We start from the raw sequence: 19,529 nt of genomic DNA on the forward strand, positions 1-19,529 counted from the left end.
ATAGGTCTATCCATTATCATTACAATAACGTGGGGGAATTATGCCTTCCAAGCCATCTTCGCAGTTTGCGAATGTGAATCCAAACGTGTTTTTAAGCACGGTCATTATCATTGCAATTTTTCTTGCAATCGTGGTGATCGCACCAAGTTCATTTGAAATTTTGACTCAACAGTTAAAGCAATGGATTACAGATTCATTTAGCTGGTTTTACGTTCTATCTGTTGCAGTCTTCTTGATCATGCTGATTTATATTGCATGTTCTGCCAGTGGAAAAATCAAATTAGGTCCTGACCACAGTCAACCTGAATACAGTAATGGTTCTTGGTTTGCCATGTTGTTTACCGCAGGTATGGGTATCGGTTTGATGTTCTTCGGGGTAGCTGAACCGGTTATGCACTATGTGAGCCCACCCAGTGGTGATCCTGAAAGTGTAGCCTCGGCTCAACAAGCTTTGCGGATCACTTTTTTCCACTGGGGTTTACATGCTTGGGCAATTTACGCCGTGGTTGGTTTGGCTTTAGCTTATTTTGCCTATCGTCATAACTTACCGCTCAAAACACGTTCAGCCTTATATCCACTTATTGGTAAAAAAATCTATGGTCCATTAGGCGACAGCATTGATACATTCGCAACTATAGGAACTGTATTTGGTGTTGCGACCTCTTTAGGTTTTGGCGTAACTCAAATCAATTCTGGGCTACATTACTTATTTGGCGTAGAGCAAAATAGCTATGTACAAGTTGGTCTCATTATTTTTGTCAGTATTCTGGCTTCGATGTCGGTATTTCTCGGTTTGGACAAAGGCGTAAAACGCCTATCAGAGTTGAACCTCATCTTAGCTTTAACCTTATTGGCATTTGTGTTTATTGCTGGGCCAAGTATTTATCTATTACAAACCACAATCCAAAACACAGGTTCATATATCTCTAATTTATTTAGTATGACCTTTAACCTATATGCTTATCAGCCGAGTGGATGGATAGGTGGATGGACCATTCTCTATTGGGCTTGGTGGATTTCATGGTCACCATTTGTAGGAATGTTTATTGCGCGCGTATCACGTGGAAGAACCATTCGTGAATTTATCATTGGTGTACTTCTGATCCCAACAGGTTTTACCATCATTTGGATGGGTTTTTTAGGCAATGCTGCATTGTTCAGCATCATGCAAGAGCATAATTCTCTTTTGTTAGGAGCTGTCCAAAAAGATTCATCGGTAGCATTATTTGAATTCTTAAACCATTTACCTTTTTCTGGTGTAATGAGTTTACTTGCCACAGTTTTAGTCATGCTGTTCTTTGTCACTTCGGCAGATTCAGGTGCTCTAGTAACAGACTATTTGACCTCGAAAACTGAAAATTCGCCGACATGGCAAAGATTGTTTTGGACTATGTTAATGGCAGTTTTAGCCATTATTCTCTTACTTGTCGGCGGTTTGGCTGCGCTACAATCCTCCATCATTATGAGTGCATTGCCTTTTACAATTGTGATGTTGCTAATGAGCTGGGGATTGCTCAAAGCTTTGAAGATTGATGTCACCAAAATGAAAGCGATTCAAGAAGCACGTATTACGCCTCGAGCAATCAACAATCCACGCAGTTGGCAACAGCGTTTAGGATTAATCATGCATTATCCACATACGCAGGCTGAAGTGCAGCAGTACATTGATAATGATGTGCGTAAAGCGTTTGAAAGTATTCAACGTGAATTTAAACGTCGTCATTTAGAAGTGGATATTCGAGAAATTGAAGATGGGCTGCAATTACATGTAGATCATCATCATGAAATTAACTTCACCTATAAGGTGATCAATCATACGACTGTGCCGCCAAGTTTTATGCTCGGGAGAGCAGAAGCAGATGACACAAACTACTTTCAAGCGGAAGTGTTTTTGCGGGAAGGTGGTCAAAATTATGATGTGATGGAATGGACGCAGGAAGATTTAATTCAAGATATTATTGATCAGTATGAGCGTCATCTTTACTTCTTAAATATTGTGAGAGGCAGCGCTTCTTAACAAAAGATGTGTAGGGCAGTATTGAAAACAACGGTTTTGAGTGATCAAAACCGTTGTTTTTATTTTATATGATCAAATTTCAATCATAGTCTTCTTGCAATGAAAATTTTTTCTCGTGGATTGACTTACTTAAAATGACGGAAAAATATAAAAAAGACATTTTCTTGCTGGTAAATAAAACAGATTTAAAGATAAATTTATTAAATAACAGGCACTTAATTTATTTTAATTCTTTTTTGAAATAATGAATAAATTTTAAATTATATAAATCAGTGAATTAGATAAGCTAAAGTTTAAAAATAAAACAACCGAATTATTAAATTTTTAAAAGTGCTTGCACCTGTTTGGAAATGCTGTAGAATGCACATCCATCGGCGGTGATGCAGATAAAAACTTGTTGAGAAACAAGGATTTGGCTAGAAAGGTTGGATTCTTGGATTGGTTGATAAGTTTGATAAATATCTAAATTACCTGTTGACTTTGAAGAAATTCAGAGTAATATAGCCGACCTAGCTTGATGATGACGAATCATTGAGAAGATCATTAAGAGAATAGAAGAACAACTTGTGTGGATTTTTACTGGTTAATCGATCGAAAATATTTCATTGATTAGATGGTAGAAATTACTCGAAGTTTATTTGAGAAATTAAAGTCAGAAAATTGATGAGCCAAGATTTGTAGCCATAAGCTACTAATGATTATAAACTGAAGAGTTTGATCATGGCTCAGATTGAACGCTGGCGGCAGGCTTAACACATGCAAGTCGAGCGGGGAAAGGTAGCTTGCTACCTAACCTAGCGGCGGACGGGGGAGTAATGCTTAGGAATCTGCCTATTAGTGGGGGACAACATTCCGAAAGGAATGCTAATACCGCATACGTCCTACGGGAGAAAGCAGGGGACCTTCGGGCCTTGCGCTAATAGATGAGCCTAAGTCGGATTAGCTAGTTGGTGGGGTAAAGGCCTACCAAGGCGACGATCTGTAGCGGGTCTGAGAGGATGATCCGCCACACTGGGACTGAGACACGGCCCAGACTCCTACGGGAGGCAGCAGTGGGGAATATTGGACAATGGGGGGAACCCTGATCCAGCCATGCCGCGTGTGTGAAGAAGGCCTTTTGGTTGTAAAGCACTTTAAGCGAGGAGGAGGCTACTAGTATTAATACTACTGGATAGTGGACGTTACTCGCAGAATAAGCACCGGCTAACTCTGTGCCAGCAGCCGCGGTAATACAGAGGGTGCGAGCGTTAATCGGATTTACTGGGCGTAAAGCGTGCGTAGGCGGCTGATTAAGTCGGATGTGAAATCCCTGAGCTTAACTTAGGAATTGCATTCGATACTGGTCAGCTAGAGTATGGGAGAGGATGGTAGAATTCCAGGTGTAGCGGTGAAATGCGTAGAGATCTGGAGGAATACCGATGGCGAAGGCAGCCATCTGGCCTAATACTGACGCTGAGGTACGAAAGCATGGGGAGCAAACAGGATTAGATACCCTGGTAGTCCATGCCGTAAACGATGTCTACTAGCCGTTGGGGCCTTTGAGGCTTTAGTGGCGCAGCTAACGCGATAAGTAGACCGCCTGGGGAGTACGGTCGCAAGACTAAAACTCAAATGAATTGACGGGGGCCCGCACAAGCGGTGGAGCATGTGGTTTAATTCGATGCAACGCGAAGAACCTTACCTGGTCTTGACATAGTAAGAACTTTCCAGAGATGGATTGGTGCCTTCGGGAACTTACATACAGGTGCTGCATGGCTGTCGTCAGCTCGTGTCGTGAGATGTTGGGTTAAGTCCCGCAACGAGCGCAACCCTTTTCCTTATTTGCCAGCGGGTTAAGCCGGGAACTTTAAGGATACTGCCAGTGACAAACTGGAGGAAGGCGGGGACGACGTCAAGTCATCATGGCCCTTACGACCAGGGCTACACACGTGCTACAATGGTCGGTACAAAGGGTTGCTACCTAGCGATAGGATGCTAATCTCAAAAAGCCGATCGTAGTCCGGATTGGAGTCTGCAACTCGACTCCATGAAGTCGGAATCGCTAGTAATCGCGGATCAGAATGCCGCGGTGAATACGTTCCCGGGCCTTGTACACACCGCCCGTCACACCATGGGAGTTTGTTGCACCAGAAGTAGGTAGTCTAACCGCAAGGAGGACGCTTACCACGGTGTGGCCGATGACTGGGGTGAAGTCGTAACAAGGTAGCCGTAGGGGAACCTGCGGCTGGATCACCTCCTTAACGAAAGATTGATGGCCGGTAAGAATCCACAACAAGTTGTTCTTCGAAGATGTATCTGAGGGTCTGTAGCTCAGTTGGTTAGAGCACACGCTTGATAAGCGTGGGGTCACAAGTTCAAGTCTTGTCAGACCCACCACTACTGACGAAGTGATGAATAATCACAAGCTGCTAGATTGAAAGATATGTCGTTCATTATGATTTAAGCTGGGGACTTAGCTTAGTTGGTAGAGCGCCTGCTTTGCACGCAGGAGGTCAGGAGTTCGACTCTCCTAGTCTCCACCATGAATTAAAAAGAGTTTGTAAAAACGAAATTAATTCAAAGCTAAAGTAAATTATAGAAATTAATAAATGCCTAAATAAATCAAAAGAGATTTTGATTTGAGTTTATTAACTTCTGTGATTTATCACAGTTTACTACGCACCGACGAGGTGGTAGTTAATCATTAACAGATTAGAAAATTGAGTCTGAAATAAATTGTTCAAACTCGATTAATTCAACACTAACAGTAATACGTAAGTATTTCAGTTGGATGAAGAGTTAATCTGAGAACTAGCAAAAACACTGAATCAAGCGTTTTGGTAATGAATTTAGATTGAAGCTGTATGGTGATTAAGTTCACAGACAACGAATAGTAGCAATTAAGTTTGCAACGCTAACACTCACTTGTATGTGTTAACGACTGTTTGGGGTTGTATAGTCAAGTAATTAAGTGCATGTGGTGGATGCCTTGGCAGTCAGAGGCGATGAAAGACGTGATAGCCTGCGAAAAGCTCCGGGGAGGCGGCAAATATCCTTTGATCCGGAGATTTCTGAATGGGGGAACCCACCCGCTATAAGGCGGGTATCATAAACTGAATACATAGGTTTATGAAGCGAACGAGGGGAAGTGAAACATCTCAGTACCCTTAGGAAAAGAAATCAATTGAGATTCCCTTAGTAGCGGCGAGCGAACGGGGAGCAGCCCATTAAGTTATGTGTGTTCTAGTGGAACGCTCTGGGAAGTGCGAACGTAGAGGGTGATATTCCCGTACACGAAAGGGCACACATAATGATGACGAGTAGGGCGAGGCACGTGAAACCTTGTCTGAATATGGGGGGACCATCCTCCAAGGCTAAATACTCCTGACTGACCGATAGTGAACCAGTACCGTGAGGGAAAGGCGAAAAGAACCCCTGTGAGGGGAGTGAAATAGATCCTGAAACCGCATGCATACAAGCAGTGGGAGCCGACTTGTTCGGTGACTGCGTACCTTTTGTATAATGGGTCAGCGACTTACATTCAGTAGCAAGGTTAACCGCATAGGGGAGCCGTAGAGAAATCGAGTCTTAATAGGGCGTTTAGTTGCTGGGTGTAGACCCGAAACCAGGCGATCTATCCATGAGCAGGTTGAAGGTTGGGTAACACTAACTGGAGGACCGAACCCACTGTCGTTGAAAAGCCAGGGGATGACTTGTGGATAGGGGTGAAAGGCTAATCAAGCCTGGTGATAGCTGGTTCTCCCCGAAAGCTATTTAGGTAGCGCCTCGGACGAATACCATTGGGGGTAGAGCACTGTTTCGGCTAGGGGGTCATCCCGACTTACCAAACCGATGCAAACTCCGAATACCAATGAGTACTATCCGGGAGACAGACTGCGGGTGCTAACGTCCGTAGTCAAGAGGAAAACAATCCAGACCGCCAGCTAAGGCCCCAAAATCATAGTTAAGTGGGAAACGATGTGGGAAGGCATAGACAGCTAGGAGGTTGGCTTAGAAGCAGCCACCCTTTAAAGAAAGCGTAATAGCTCACTAGTCGAGTCGGCCTGCGCGGAAGATGTAACGGGGCTAAAACTATGTGCCGAAGCTGCGGATTTACGCATTAGCGTAAGTGGTAGGGGAGCGTTCTGTAAGCCGATGAAGGTGTATTGAGAAGTATGCTGGAGGTATCAGAAGTGCGAATGCTGACGTGAGTAACGACAAAACGGGTGAAAAACCCGTTCGCTGAAAGACCAAGGGTTCCAGTCCAACGTTAATCGGGGCTGGGTGAGTCGACCCCTAAGGCGAGGCCGAGAGGCGTAGTCGATGGGAAATTGGTTAATATTCCAATACTTCTGTGTAATGCGATGAGAGGACGGAGAAGGTTAAGTCAGCCTGGCGTTGGTTGTCCAGGTGGAAGGCTGTAGGCATGCATCTTAGGCAAATCCGGGGTGCTCTATGCTGAGAGCTGATAGCAAGCTGTACTTGTACAGTGAAGTGGCTGATACCATGCTTCCAGGAAAAGTCTCTAAGCTTCAGTTACACAGGAATCGTACCCGAAACCGACACAGGTGGTCAGGTCGAGTAGACCAAAGCGCTTGAGAGAACTCTGCTGAAGGAACTAGGCAAAATGGTACCGTAACTTCGGGAGAAGGTACGCTGCTGACGGTGATGGGACTTGCTCCCTGAGCTATTGGCAGCCACAGAAACCAGGCCGCTGCAACTGTTTATTAAAAACATAGCACTCTGCAAACACGAAAGTGGACGTATAGGGTGTGATGCCTGCCCGGTGCTGGAAGGTTAATTGATGGGGTTAGCGTAAGCGAAGCTCTTGATCGAAGCCCCAGTAAACGGCGGCCGTAACTATAACGGTCCTAAGGTAGCGAAATTCCTTGTCGGGTAAGTTCCGACCTGCACGAATGGCATAATGATGGCGGCGCTGTCTCCAGCAGAGGCTCAGTGAAATCGAAATCGCTGTGAAGATGCAGTGTACCCGCGGCTAGACGGAAAGACCCCGTGAACCTTTACTGCAGCTTGACATTGAACTTTGACCTTACTTGTGTAGGATAGGTGGGAGGCTTTGAAGTTGGAACGCTAGTTCCAATGGAGCCGTCCTTGAAATACCACCCTGGTAATGTTGAGGTTCTAACTCTGCCCCGTAATCCGGGGCGAGGACCATGTCTGGTGGGTAGTTTGACTGGGGCGGTCTCCTCCTAAAGAGTAACGGAGGAGTACGAAGGTGCGCTCAGCGTGGTCGGAAATCACGCGTAGAGTATAAAGGCAAAAGCGCGCTTAACTGCGAGACCCACAAGTCGAGCAGGTACGAAAGTAGGTCTTAGTGATCCGGTGGTTCTGTATGGAAGGGCCATCGCTCAACGGATAAAAGGTACTCTGGGGATAACAGGCTGATACCGCCCAAGAGTTCATATCGACGGCGGTGTTTGGCACCTCGATGTCGGCTCATCTCATCCTGGGGCTGAAGCAGGTCCCAAGGGTATGGCTGTTCGCCATTTAAAGAGGTACGCGAGCTGGGTTTAGAACGTCGTGAGACAGTTCGGTCCCTATCTACCGTGGGCGCTGGAAATTTGAGAGGATCTGCTCCTAGTACGAGAGGACCAGAGTGGACGAACCTCTGGTGTACCGGTTGTCACGCCAGTGGCATCGCCGGGTAGCTATGTTCGGAAGGGATAACCGCTGAAAGCATCTAAGCGGGAAGCCTACCTCAAGATAAGATTTCCCTAGGACTTTATGTCCTCTAAAGAGCCGTTCGAGACTAGGACGTTGATAGGTTGGGTGTGGAAGCACGGTGACGTGTGAAGCTGACCAATACTAATTGCTCGTGAGGCTTGACTATACAACACCCAAACAGTTGTTGTATTCAAGATAAATTCAATACTTAACTTGATTTAGTGTATAAACTAGTTACAATACAGACCAATGATCTAATCCGTTAATAACTCTTTCGGTACTAAGTGGCAAAGAACTTAAAATTAAGTTCAAGAGTAAGACCACCGAAAGCCAAAACAGTTTGCTGGCGACAATAGCAAGAGTGAACCACCTGATCCCTTCCCGAACTCAGAAGTGAAACCTCTTCGCGCTGATGGTAGTGTGGCACTTGCCATGTGAGAGTAAGTCATCGCCAGCTTTTAAATTCAAAACACCCCTAACCTAACGGTTAGGGGTGTTTTTTATTTGCTATTAATTTTAATTATATGATTGTGATTGATTAAGAAGATGTTATGGATGAAATCTCATTAGAAAAAATTAAATCAAATCTTAAACAAGTAGAAAATATACTATCTAATTCTACTCGCGTACACATTGATCGAATTGAATATAGGACTTTCGATGAAGGGATGTGTGATGCTGTCTATTTTATTTGTAAAAAAGCACAAGGTTTGAATTCATTAGAAGCATTTATAACACTGGTTATTCATGAACTTCATTTTTATGAAGAATGGGATATTCTTGAAACAACTACAACAGATTTAAAAAATATTTTTGATATTTGGTTGTTACCCATATTAGAGAAAGCTAATTTTAAAAAATTGACTGAATTAGAAGTCCAAGAACAAACACAATGGATAATGTATTCTATTCAAAAATTAATAAAGGAAAGTCAGAATGCAAAAAATCTAAAATATTTTGATCGTTGGGGAATTTATCATAATGGCGGCAAGGTTCTTCCAATTGAAAGTTTTATTTTGCCTATTTCTTCAGATCTAAAATTAGCCTTAGAATTAACAGCAGAGTGGAATGAGGTAGAAATATTTTATGAAACGTCCGATGAGTATGTGTTGTTCTCATGGTTTACGGGCGCATAATCAGTGAATAAAGCTATAAATATGGGGAGAGCTTTTCATAAATCCTACGTTTTCTACTTTCCTACTCAGCTGACAAGCCTATAATGATTGAGAATCATTCCAAATCTAATAAGGAAATAACATGTCGACCGATCAACAATTTCCAACGCCTGCAAACTTAGGGATCGCAGTATATTCAAACAATGCTGAAGCGATTGGTAATACACCATTGGTTCGTATCAATCGTCTGATTAAAACTGGCGCAACAGTATTGGCAAAAGTTGAAAGTCGTAACCCTGCATTCTCAGTGAAATGCCGTATTGGTGCAGCCTTGATTGTGGATGCAGAAAAACGTGGTGTGTTGAAAGCGGGTATGCATATTGTTGAACCAACCAGTGGTAATACAGGGATTGCATTAGCATTCGTTGCAGCGGCAAAAGGTTATCCAATCACTTTGACGATGCCTGCTAGTATGAGTCTAGAGCGTAGAAAAGTACTAAAAGCTTTAGGCGCGAATCTTGTTTTAACTGAACCTGCCAAAGGTATGAAAGGTGCAGTAGATGAAGCGGTTCGTTTAGCAACGGAAAATCCTGAGCTTTATTTTCTACCACAACAATTTGAAAATCCAGCCAATCCACAGATTCATGTCGACACTACAGGTCCAGAAATCTGGCAGGCAACCAATGGGCAAGTTGATATTCTAGTTGCAGGTGTTGGCACTGGCGGAACAATTACAGGCATTTCCCGTTATTTTGAGCAAGTTCAGAATAAGCCAATTTATTCTGTCGCAGTTGAACCTGCTGAATCTCCAATCATTACTCAAACTAAAAATGGCGAAAGCATTTCACCTGCACCGCATAAGATTCAAGGCATTGGAGCGAACTTCATTCCTAAGAACTTAGATTTAGATTTGGTAGATGAGGTTGTACCAGTGAAGAGTGCTGATGCGATTGAGTGGGCAAGAAAGTGTGCAACTCAAGAAGGCATTTTGGTTGGTATCTCAAGCGGTGCAGCTTTAGCAGCAGCAGCTCAAATTGCAGAACGTCCTGAAAATACAGGTAAAACCATTGTGGTGATCTTGCCTGATAGTGGTGAGCGTTATTTATCTTCTGTTTTATTTGAAGGTTTATTTGACGAAGCTTGATTGCATTGTTCAGTAAGTAAAAACCATGCCTAAGCGCATGGTTTTTTTATTTTTACTTCATCTTATAAGGCTTTCTTTAAGGTCTTTTCATGGCGCTTAACTGAGCGTGCATATTTCTTTGCTTTATGGCGAGTCCAAAAACTACGTTCATAGCCAGTCGGTCCGACATTGTAATACGCTACTGCCTTAGACCAACTGCCAGCAGACTTGTAATAGCTAGAAAGAATATAAGCACCACAGTTGATATTGGTATTTTCATCATACAAATTTCCAGGGCAAGATGTACTCCAATAACTGGAAATAATTTGGCTTAAACCAATCGCACCTGTAGGAGAGCGCGCTGAACTATTATAATTTGACTCTTGGCGAATTAGTGCAGCGAGCAAAGTCGGTGAAATATCATAACGTTCGGCACTTTGTACAATCATGGGTGATAAACGATTGGCAGTATTTGGAGCAACAGAATAGGCATTTTGCAAACCTGAAGATAATTGACTAGATCGATTGGCAAATGATCCACTTAAACTACTGCATGCTGTCATACTGATCGCTATCATGATCAAACTAATTTTTAAAATCATTCCATTGAATTTATTGATACGACTATATTGATCAGTATGATTGAATAAGAATTGCAAAATAATAAACCAAAAGTACAAAGATGAATTGATGGTATTAACACCCTGTAAATGAGTCAATAATAGTTATTTTATGATCATGTGAATATCGTCTTCATCTATAAGAAAAGCCCCGACATCCTGTCGAGGCTTTTTCATATTTGGTTTATTGCCGTTAACTCCTGTCAACGACCACGTCCTGTGCTTCTTGTTGTTCTGAATGAGACTTCCTGTCTCTCTATAATTGCTATGATAGAGCTTAATACTTTAGTCGTATATTCGCCAATCACCACAACTGATGTACGTTTATGCGTACATGATGTAATCATAACGCTTCTTTTAAAGTTTGCTCATGACGTTTTACCGAGTTGGCATAGCGATGTGCTTGATTGCGCATGTAGAGACTTCTTTTATAACCTGTTGGACCGACATTGTAATAACCGAGTGCTTTAAACCAATCACCTGTCGCTTGATAGTATTTTGCAAGAATATATGCGCCACAATTAATATTAATCTGTTCATCATAAAGATTTCCCGAACAAGTCTGTTGCCAAAACTTGGGACGTACTTGGGTCAAACCCACAGCATCTGCTGATGATCTGGCATTGGCGATATAGCTAGATTCTTGTCGGATCAGTGCAGCAAGCAAATGAGGCGAAATATTATAAGATTCAGCGCTTTGTAGGATCATCGGTGCGACACGATTTGCAGTCGATGGATGAACAGAAAAAGCCGTTTGAATGCCTTGTGAAAATTGTTGTGAATGGCTGATTGTTGGTGATTTTGTTGTTGAACATGCAACGATGAAGTAGGTACTAACAACAATAAAGCTGAGTTTAAGACATTTGTTTTGAAACCGATTAAAAGAAAATCTGTATCGCGTTATCATCTTGAAAAAAGTATATCCATCCTATAAAAGCACGCGGATAGTAAAAAGTGAACTAGTTTGGGTCAATGATGGTTCATAGGCAAAATCGTTGGTTTTTATATTTTAGGCTTGACTTAATTTAGAAAAAAGAAGCCTCGACATCCTGTCGAGGCTTCTTCGTATTTGGTGCTATCATCAACTCCTGTCGATGACCACGTCCTGTGCTTCTTTTTGTTCTGAATGAGACTTCCTATCTCTATGTCTTGCATTCTAGATAAGTATTGGCATGCTGTATATGCGTCAATCACCTGATTTCGTGTAGGCCGTGGCTTACATAGTTGAATATCTCAGTGCTTCAAATTTGCCGTCTTTATTATCCATGCCACTAGCTTTTGAGCAATCGGTGCACAGACTAATACACTTGGAAACGCAAACATCCACGCCACAATCCAAGCTGACATCCACATTGAAAAGAAGTTATCAATTAAACCGACCGCTTTAAAGGTGGTAATTCCTGAGATGAGAAATGACATCATGCAAGATAATATGAATGGAAATAAAAGACTTGCTACTTTCACGTAATCACCTCTGAATTGCATTTAAATTTAATGCAAAATTTTGCCCGAATAATTGGGCAGTTTTAATATCACCAAAATCAAAAGCATTGGCTGCACTTTGATGTTCAGCTTGTGCCATTAAACCTGACCAAGAACCAAGACGATTGAGTGCTTGAGTGTAAGGTACACCTTGATGTTGTTCAGGTAGAACAGGATTACCAATCCATATCATACCGTGTTGCATACAAAAGGTGAAAAGTGAAATGAGTGTAGACTGTTTATCTCCAGCAGGAAGTGATGAAACCGTAAATCCTGCCGAGAGTTTTCCTTTTAGGCTTTGCTTTTTCCATAATGGTCCTGTGAGATCCATCAATTGTTTGAAGATGCCTGAGACACCACCTAAATAAGTTGGACTACCCCAAATGAGTCCATCATATTGGGTGATGAGGTCTGGATGAGCCATCAATGATTCCGCTGTAAACAAATCAATTTGAATATTCTCTACTTGTGCAGCACCTATTTGAATTTGCTCTGCAATAAATTGTGTATGACCTTGGCGGCTATGGTAGATAATTGCAATAGATTTCATGGTTTTGTCCTCGATTAGAAAAAATTAAATAATTCAGCGGTGAGAAATAAACCACACCCAAAAATACTGTGATTGATCAAACTTTTGATGCGGTTAATAAAAGGCTGATGTGTCTTTGAGGCAGCGATACCTAAACCCATCGCGGGTTGCATGATCAGGAAAGGTATCAAAATAGTGATCACACCAAAGGAAAGTGCAGAAGGAAATTGAGGTTGAGCCAACCAATTTTGGCCTACCACTAAAATAAAGCTAAAAGAGAAAATGACACCAATACTGTAATGAGCAATCCAGCCAAGTAGATATTCATGTCGAATTTCTGGACTTTGAGCAATGGATTGATGCTGGATTTTTCCACGGAAAATCCAGCCCACCCAACGTCCAAGTAAAGTAAAATTTAACGTTGGGATATTGAATCTTTTTAATATCAACAACCAAATATCCATGATCATTGTTGCACCAATACCAAGTCCAAAAATGTAGATCAATCGTTCCAAGATATTCATTTCATCACCTTGAGCCTTGCCAATAAAATCTGATAAATTGATTGTGCAAGTTCAAGTAAACTTGAAGTCAAGGGGTATTTATGGATATTGGTGAAGTCGCAAAAAAAGCAAAGCTCACGACATCGACATTGCGCTTTTATGAAGAGAAAGGGTTAATCAAATCGATTGGTCGTCATGGCTTACGTCGTCAGTACGGTAAACAAGTTTTGGATCAACTGGCTCTCATTGCATTAGGGCGAGCAGCAGGCTTTTCATTGGATGAAATTGCAAGCATGTTTGGGCAAGATGGAAAGCCTGAGTTGAATCGGAAAATGCTGAATGATAAGGCAGAACAATTAGAGCAAATGACACGACGTTTACATTTCATTAGCGAAGGATTGAGACATGCTGCGGTATGTCCCGCAGAAAATCATATGCAATGTCCGACTTTTCAGAATTTTTTAAAAGCTGCGATTGCAGGCGAATATCAGCCCACAAAACTCTAAATAAAAATGATTTTTAGAGAGTACTGGATTGTATCGCCATAAAGATTTCATTTTATTGAAGTCAAAGCTTCATAAAAACTTGTTCTAATTTTTCTTAATTTTTACCAAATGTATAAAATCATGAACAAGAAAACTTTATTGGCTTTATTGTGCTGTAGTGCTTTGGCTTTAACGGCATGTAATGATGATCAAGATCAAAAAACATCGGTCGATCAAGTGACTGAGCCAACCTTGATCTCTTTTGCTAAGCTGCCTGTAGAAACCTATGCGATTGGACCAGATTCAGGCAACGCTGTCAGTGGCGCTAATGGTATTTATCCACCATTTAAAGGGCAACCTGTACAAGGTTTCTCGGCTGCTTTGAAGAATGAAGATGGTAGTTATATGGCGATGTCTGATAATGGTTTTGGTACGCAAGACAATTCAGCGGATTATTTATTGCGTATTTATCAAATCAAAGCCGATTTCAGAACAAAAAATAAAGGCACAGGGCAAGTGTCCGTCCAAAGCTTTATTCAATTACGTGATCCCAATAAGCGTATTCCTTTTGAAATTGTGAATGGAAATACTTCAGAACGTTTATTAACGGGTGCCGATTTTGATCCTGAGTCGATGCAACGTGCAGCAGATGGCAGCTATTGGATCGGTGATGAGTTTGGTCCTTACTTATTACATTTCTCAGCAGAAGGAATTTTATTGGATGCACCAATTGGATTGCCTAATCCTTTAAATTCAATCCAAGAACTACGTTCTCCTCAAAACCAATTTAACAAAGCCAACATCAATTTTGTTGAGCCTTTGGTACAGCGCAGTGGCGGCTTTGAGGGAATGGCGATTTCTCCGGATGGCAAATATCTATATCCTTTACTGGAAAAGCCATTACTGAATGATGCTACAGGTCAACTTCTGATTTCTCAATTTGATATTCAGAAGAAAAGTTATACGGGACAATATTATTGGTTCGCTTTAAATAGCAAGGCAACCAATATTGGTGATTTCCAATTGTTTAGTGACAAAGAGGGTATCATCATCGAACGTGATGCGAGCCAAAATAACCTAGGCGGGTATAAGAAGCTGATACGAGTTACATTGACCGAGCCTAAACAAATGGTTGTGCGTGAAGATTTGGTGGATTTAATCAAAATTGCCAATCCAAATTTACTCTATGGCACAGCGCGTGATGGGGATATTGGAACAGGTCAGGTCTTTGCTTTCCCGTTTGAAACGATTGAAGATGTAATTATTGAAAATGGAACGACATTAACTGTATTGAATGACAATAATTTTCCAGGTTCATCGGGGCGTAATGCCAAACTTGCGGATGATAACGAAATTATTCAGATTCGTTTGCCGAAAGCATTATTTTAAACGTCGGGTAAAATTAGCCGAAATGGTCATTCCGCATTTCGGCTGAAAGCGTATACTGATCAGGCAGAAGGAGTCCTCATGTCTGAATCAGTTACGCGCCCAACCCATATTGAATATGGTTCAAAATCGTTTACTGCGATTTTATGGTCTTTGTTCTTTGCTGGTTTTGCTTCCTTTTCATCCCTGTATTGTGTACAGCCGATGATGCCGATCTTTGCAAAATTCTTTCAGGTCACACCAACGCACAGTAGTTTCCCTTTATCTTTTTCAACCATTGCACTCGCGATTGGTTTGTTGTTCACAGGATTCATATCTGATCGTTACGGACGCAAAAGGATTATGGTGTTTGCCTTATTTTTTGTTTCCGTATTATTGTTGATTAGTGCTTCATTTCCGATTTGGGAAATTTTTCTGACTACTCGAATTTTTATTGGCTTAGCAGTGAGTGGTGTGGCAGCGGTTGCAATGACTTATATCGGAGAGGAGATCGCACAAAAAGATATCGGTTTTGCCATGGGATTGTATATTTCAGGTACGGCAATTGGTGGAATGGGAGGGCGTTTAATCGCAGGGGTTTTAGTTGATTTTATTTCTTGGCAATCTGCTACTTATATTATTGGTTTTCTAAACCTCATTATCGCTTGTTTGTTCTATTTTTTATTACCTAAATCGCAGCATTTTAAGCCTTTTCCCTTTCGATTTTCTCGTTTTAAGGCAGCATTTGAGCAGAACTTAAAAGATCCAAAACTAAGGATTTTATTTGCCCAAGGTTTTATCTTAATGGGCTGTTTAGTGACAGTGTTTAACTACATTAGCTATCATTTATTAGAAGCACCATTTCACTTATCACAAGCATGGATTGGTGTGATTTCGATTGCTTATCTGGCAGGCATTTATAGTTCGCCTAAAGCCGCGCAATGGGGCTTTAAGTATGGACGAGATAAAGTTCTGCCTGTATTGCTAATGATGATGATGGTTGGGTTATTGATTACCTTAATTCCATCACTTTGGATGATTTTGTTAGGTTTGACGATTTTTACCTTTTCATTCTTCGCGGCACATTCGACCGCAAGTAGTTGGGTTTCTGTACAAGCGGTTCAATATCGTGCAGTGGCTTCTTCGCTGTATTTATTTTGCTATTACATGGGTTCAAGTTTGCTTGGTAGTAGTGGTGGTTTAATTTGGGAAAAATTCGGTTGGATAGGAATTAATTTGGGTGTAGGGATTGTATTGGCTTTAGGGCTGATTCTAGCATTACGGTTGAAGTCACGGGATGCTTGAATAAAAACAGAAGTATTTCAGTTTGCTGTAGATTCTCCCTTTTCTGAGTATCATGGTCATTCATGAATAGAATTTGATAGAGTCTTTATTGAAAGCATTGATATGCTTAAGTAGAAAATAATGCATAAAATATGAACATTAATGTTGTTTAAATGTAAAATATAAGGATAATGATTCTCATTTAATTGGAGAGTCTCATGCATTATCCTATTTCTCAATTTGGTATTTTCCCTAGAAGTGCACTTTATCTTGCTGTCTGTAGCTGCTGGTTTGGGGCGGCAGCACATGCTGCAACGGAAGTAATCACAGCTCAAACAGAGGTTTTGCCTACGATTGTCGTAACAGCAGATGAGTCATTAGAGAATAATTACACTAAGAAAAATGCCAGTACCTCGACCAAGCTCAATTTGAATATTAAAGAAACGCCACAGTCAGTATCCGTGATTACACAAAAACAAATCGAAGATATGGGAGCAACGAATTTAGGCGAAGCTTTATTAAATACCACGGGGATTATTTTAACGGGGGATAATACCGAGCGAACCAATTTCTCCATACGTGGTTTCAATATGGGGGATGGATGGAACTCCAACTTGATGCAATATGATGGTGTTGCGGTAAATGCAACAAATGTTGCCTCCTCAAAACCAGATATGGCAATGCTAGAGAGTGTCGAGGTTTTACGTGGAGCAGCAGGACTATTACAAGGCTCAGGAGAACCATCAGGTACAGTTAATTTGATTCGTAAAAAGCCAACCGCTGACTTTCATGCCAGTGGTGCTGTGAGCTATGGTTCATGGAATACAGTTCGTGGTGAAGTTGATGTATCTAACCGCTTAAATGAATCAGGAAGTGTAAGAGGGCGACTGGTTTTAGCTTATCAAGACGGTGATTCTTGGATGAAGGCGGTCACACGGGATACTAATTTACTTTATGGGATTATTAGTGCCGATCTGACAAAAAATACCTTACTTAATTTTGGTTACTCGCAACAAAAAGAACATGCTGTGCCAGTCAATAGTTTGCCTCGCTATTCAGATGGTTCTGATATTGGTTTAGATCGAGACAATTGTGGCTGTGATTATCGAGATTTTTGGGATAAGAAAAATAGCCAAGCCTTTATTGATTTAACGCATCAGTTTGAGAATGGGTGGATGCTAAAGGGAAGTTATTTAAGAGCTGATATTGATATGGATATGGCTTTTACCAGTTTTGCCTTTGCTTCATCAGGCTCAATTGATAAAACTAACTCAAATGCAACCATCAATAAATATGGCTATCGTTACAATCAACAACTCGATGTATTTGATCTTTTTACCAAAGGAAAATTCAACCTGTTGGGACGTGAGCATGAGCTAGTTGCAGGGATCAATCATCAGAAAAATGATACTCCTGGACAATGGACCAGTTGGGATACCATGATGGCGGATGGATCATTATGGGATAGACAGCTCAGCACCAAACCTACTGGTATTGAGCAAATGCAGATCAATGTGTTTAATTTTAATCCTTACGCTTTGCCTTATGCTGCACCACGATATGATCAAGATGGTGGTCGTTCTTATTTAAAAACTGAACAAACGGGTCTTTATCTGACCACTCGTTGGAACTTGGCTGATTCATTAAAATTGATTACAGGTGTACGAGAAAGTAATTTTAAATATGATTCAAAATATCAAAGTAATGTCTCTGGTAAGTTTGTCGACGGTCGTGCCGTTGATTATAAGAAAGATAATATTTGGACACCTTATGTCGGCTTAACTTATGATTTTAATGATACTTATACGGGTTATGCGAGTTTCACCGATACCTTTGTGGTACAGAATGTCAAAGATCGTAATCAAAGATTGCTTGATCCGGTTCAGGGTAATGTCTACGAAATTGGGGTGAAAGGAAGTTTTAATGACGACAAACTGATTGCATCAGTTGCAGCTTTTAGAACCAATCAAATTAATCGATCCATCCAAGATCAGAGCAGCAAAGGGCAATGTACATTTAATGGTGGAGAGGGATACTGTAATGTCTCTGCTGGTGAAGTGATTAGCGAAGGGATTGAAACGGAATTACGTGGAGAAGTGTTACCTCATTTAAATCTGTCAGCAGGTTATACCTACAATACAACGGAATATAAAAAAGATCTGACTAAGCAAGGGCAAACCTTCAACGAAACCACGCCTGAACATATTGCTCGTTTATTTGCGACTTATAAACTAGCCAATAACTTAACCGTGGGTGGTGGGGTAAATTATCAGAGTGAGTGGTTAGTGGGTCGTTATGGTTCTAAGTCTGCAAAGCAGGAAGGCTATGCATTGGTCAACCTGATGGCAAGTTATCCATTGAGTGAAAATATTACGATTGCTGTCAATGCCAATAATGTCTTTGATAAAAAGTACTATTCATATTTAACCACGGACTCGAATCGGTATGGTGAACCAAGAAATATGAAGCTAACGCTACGCGCAAAGTTTTAAAATAGGCTTCCGTGAATGGTTGTAATTTACACAATCATTCACGACTAGCAGCGTCTTGCTTGTACAGGATTTTGATTTTGTTATGTATTGAATGAATATAAACCAAAATAAAACGACAACTAGAGTCGCAGAAACTTGATCAAAGTCATTAAAATTGAGTAAGTTAATCAAGTGCCTTGTTGGGTATCAATATCATATTTAAATTGGGGAAAAATATGGAATTACATAGTCGAGTTTATTATAAACATCCTGATGCAAAGGTAATGGGGCAGCTGGAAACGCTATTCAAAGATCATGATGGAAGTTCGGAGAGATTTTTAGAAGTCGCATTGACGATCAACCCAGAAAGTACTGAACTGGCACAAGATTTATTGGATCAAGTCGATTCGATTCAATATGATTTGGGACCAGAAACTTTAAACTATATTGCTGGCTATGCCGTTTTAGATTTTACGCATGGTTCAGAAGGTGATGAAGTCATTGAAAATATTTTAGTCTTTTTAAAGGCTTTAATTCCTGAAATTTCAGTACAAGCATGGGGCTGTGGTGATGATGATCCGTGGGAGTTTTGGTTCAAATTTGATGGGGATGAACTTATTCGTGAAGATGATGAACCATTCAATGATCCTGACGAAGATGAAGAGATTAAAGCTTCTATTTATACATGGTGGCATCAAGAGCTACCTTCAGAGATTAAAGAAGGTTTCTTGAACGAAGAACAATAATTATCAACAAGTTATGCCTATATTCCCTCAAGTGGTTACAAATAGCTGCTGAGGGAATATCTTTGTTTGTTTTTTAACCTATAAAAATGAATCAAATTCATGTTAAAATGATCGGCTTTCATCTT

Annotated in this window: 13 protein-coding genes, 2 tRNA genes and 3 rRNA genes; 13 read left to right on the forward strand and 5 right to left on the reverse strand. The window is 41.0% G+C overall.

What is annotated here, in order from left to right:
• Window positions 1–40 precede the first annotated feature (40 nt).
• The 8 genes from F933_RS09845 (at window position 41) to cysK (ending at window position 9,940) form a co-directional block, all read left to right on the forward strand.
• On the forward strand, window positions 41–2,017 hold the full coding sequence (locus tag F933_RS09845) for a BCCT family transporter (protein WP_005060805.1): 1,977 nt from the start codon (window positions 41–43) through the stop codon (window positions 2,015–2,017).
• A gap of 702 nt (window positions 2,018–2,719) precedes the next feature.
• A 16S ribosomal RNA gene (locus tag F933_RS09850) occupies window positions 2,720–4,257 on the forward strand.
• 59 nt (window positions 4,258–4,316) lie between these two features.
• Window positions 4,317–4,393 (forward strand) — tRNA-Ile (locus F933_RS09855).
• A gap of 70 nt (window positions 4,394–4,463) precedes the next feature.
• Window positions 4,464–4,539: transfer RNA gene (locus F933_RS09860), tRNA-Ala, on the forward strand.
• A 414-nt stretch (window positions 4,540–4,953) separates the two neighbouring features.
• Window positions 4,954–7,847, forward strand: a 23S ribosomal RNA gene (locus tag F933_RS09865).
• Window positions 7,848–8,023: 176 nt separating this feature from the next.
• A 5S ribosomal RNA gene (gene rrf, locus F933_RS09870) occupies window positions 8,024–8,138 on the forward strand.
• The 16S, 23S and 5S rRNA genes sit together here with 2 tRNA genes alongside, the layout of an rRNA operon.
• 94 nt (window positions 8,139–8,232) lie before the next feature.
• Complete coding sequence (locus tag F933_RS09875) at window positions 8,233–8,817, forward strand: hypothetical protein (protein ID WP_005060808.1); 585 nt, start codon at window positions 8,233–8,235, stop codon at window positions 8,815–8,817.
• Between the two features lie 121 nt (window positions 8,818–8,938).
• Window positions 8,939–9,940, forward strand: coding sequence for a cysteine synthase A (gene cysK, locus F933_RS09880; protein WP_005060809.1), 1,002 nt, complete (start codon window positions 8,939–8,941; stop codon window positions 9,938–9,940).
• A gap of 62 nt (window positions 9,941–10,002) precedes the next feature.
• Here the strand turns inward: cysK and F933_RS09885 are convergent, their stop codons facing one another.
• From F933_RS09885 to F933_RS09905, 5 genes are all read right to left on the reverse strand, one after another.
• Complete coding sequence (locus F933_RS09885; protein WP_005060812.1) at window positions 10,003–10,521, reverse strand: lytic transglycosylase domain-containing protein; 519 nt, start codon at window positions 10,519–10,521, stop codon at window positions 10,003–10,005.
• Between the two features lie 361 nt (window positions 10,522–10,882).
• Window positions 10,883–11,446: a lytic transglycosylase domain-containing protein gene (locus F933_RS09890; protein WP_034710719.1), complete on the reverse strand. Its 564-nt coding sequence runs from the start codon at window positions 11,444–11,446 to the stop codon at window positions 10,883–10,885.
• A gap of 326 nt (window positions 11,447–11,772) precedes the next feature.
• Window positions 11,773–12,003, reverse strand: coding sequence for a DUF2798 domain-containing protein (locus F933_RS09895; RefSeq protein WP_005060817.1), 231 nt, complete (start codon window positions 12,001–12,003; stop codon window positions 11,773–11,775).
• A gap of 4 nt (window positions 12,004–12,007) precedes the next feature.
• Entirely contained in the window at window positions 12,008–12,571 is a 564-nt protein-coding gene (locus F933_RS09900) for a flavodoxin family protein (RefSeq protein ID WP_005060819.1), read from the reverse strand.
• Between the two features lie 14 nt (window positions 12,572–12,585).
• Window positions 12,586–13,074 (reverse strand): DUF2938 domain-containing protein, encoded by a 489-nt coding sequence (locus tag F933_RS09905; protein WP_005060821.1) that lies wholly within the window; start codon window positions 13,072–13,074, stop codon window positions 12,586–12,588.
• Window positions 13,075–13,154: 80 nt separating this feature from the next.
• Here F933_RS09905 and F933_RS09910 point away from each other — a divergent pair, with 80 nt between their 5' ends.
• From F933_RS09910 to F933_RS09930, 5 genes are all read left to right on the forward strand, one after another.
• Window positions 13,155–13,559 carry a helix-turn-helix domain-containing protein gene (locus tag F933_RS09910; protein WP_005060823.1) on the forward strand — a complete coding sequence of 135 codons (405 nt, stop codon included), beginning with the start codon at window positions 13,155–13,157 and terminating at the stop codon, window positions 13,557–13,559.
• Window positions 13,560–13,679: 120 nt separating this feature from the next.
• Entirely contained in the window at window positions 13,680–14,927 is a 1,248-nt protein-coding gene (locus F933_RS09915) for an esterase-like activity of phytase family protein (RefSeq protein WP_167539079.1), read from the forward strand.
• Window positions 14,928–15,005: 78 nt separating this feature from the next.
• On the forward strand, window positions 15,006–16,208 hold the full coding sequence (locus F933_RS09920; protein WP_005060826.1) for an MFS transporter: 1,203 nt from the start codon (window positions 15,006–15,008) through the stop codon (window positions 16,206–16,208).
• 197 nt (window positions 16,209–16,405) lie between these two features.
• Window positions 16,406–18,679 (forward strand): TonB-dependent siderophore receptor, encoded by a 2,274-nt coding sequence (locus F933_RS09925; RefSeq protein WP_005060829.1) that lies wholly within the window; start codon window positions 16,406–16,408, stop codon window positions 18,677–18,679.
• Window positions 18,680–18,894: 215 nt separating this feature from the next.
• Complete coding sequence (locus F933_RS09930) at window positions 18,895–19,404, forward strand: hypothetical protein (RefSeq protein WP_005060831.1); 510 nt, start codon at window positions 18,895–18,897, stop codon at window positions 19,402–19,404.
• Window positions 19,405–19,529: the final 125 nt, after the last annotated feature.

This window comes from Acinetobacter beijerinckii CIP 110307 (assembly GCF_000369005.1).
GTDB lineage: Bacteria > Pseudomonadota > Gammaproteobacteria > Pseudomonadales > Moraxellaceae > Acinetobacter > Acinetobacter beijerinckii.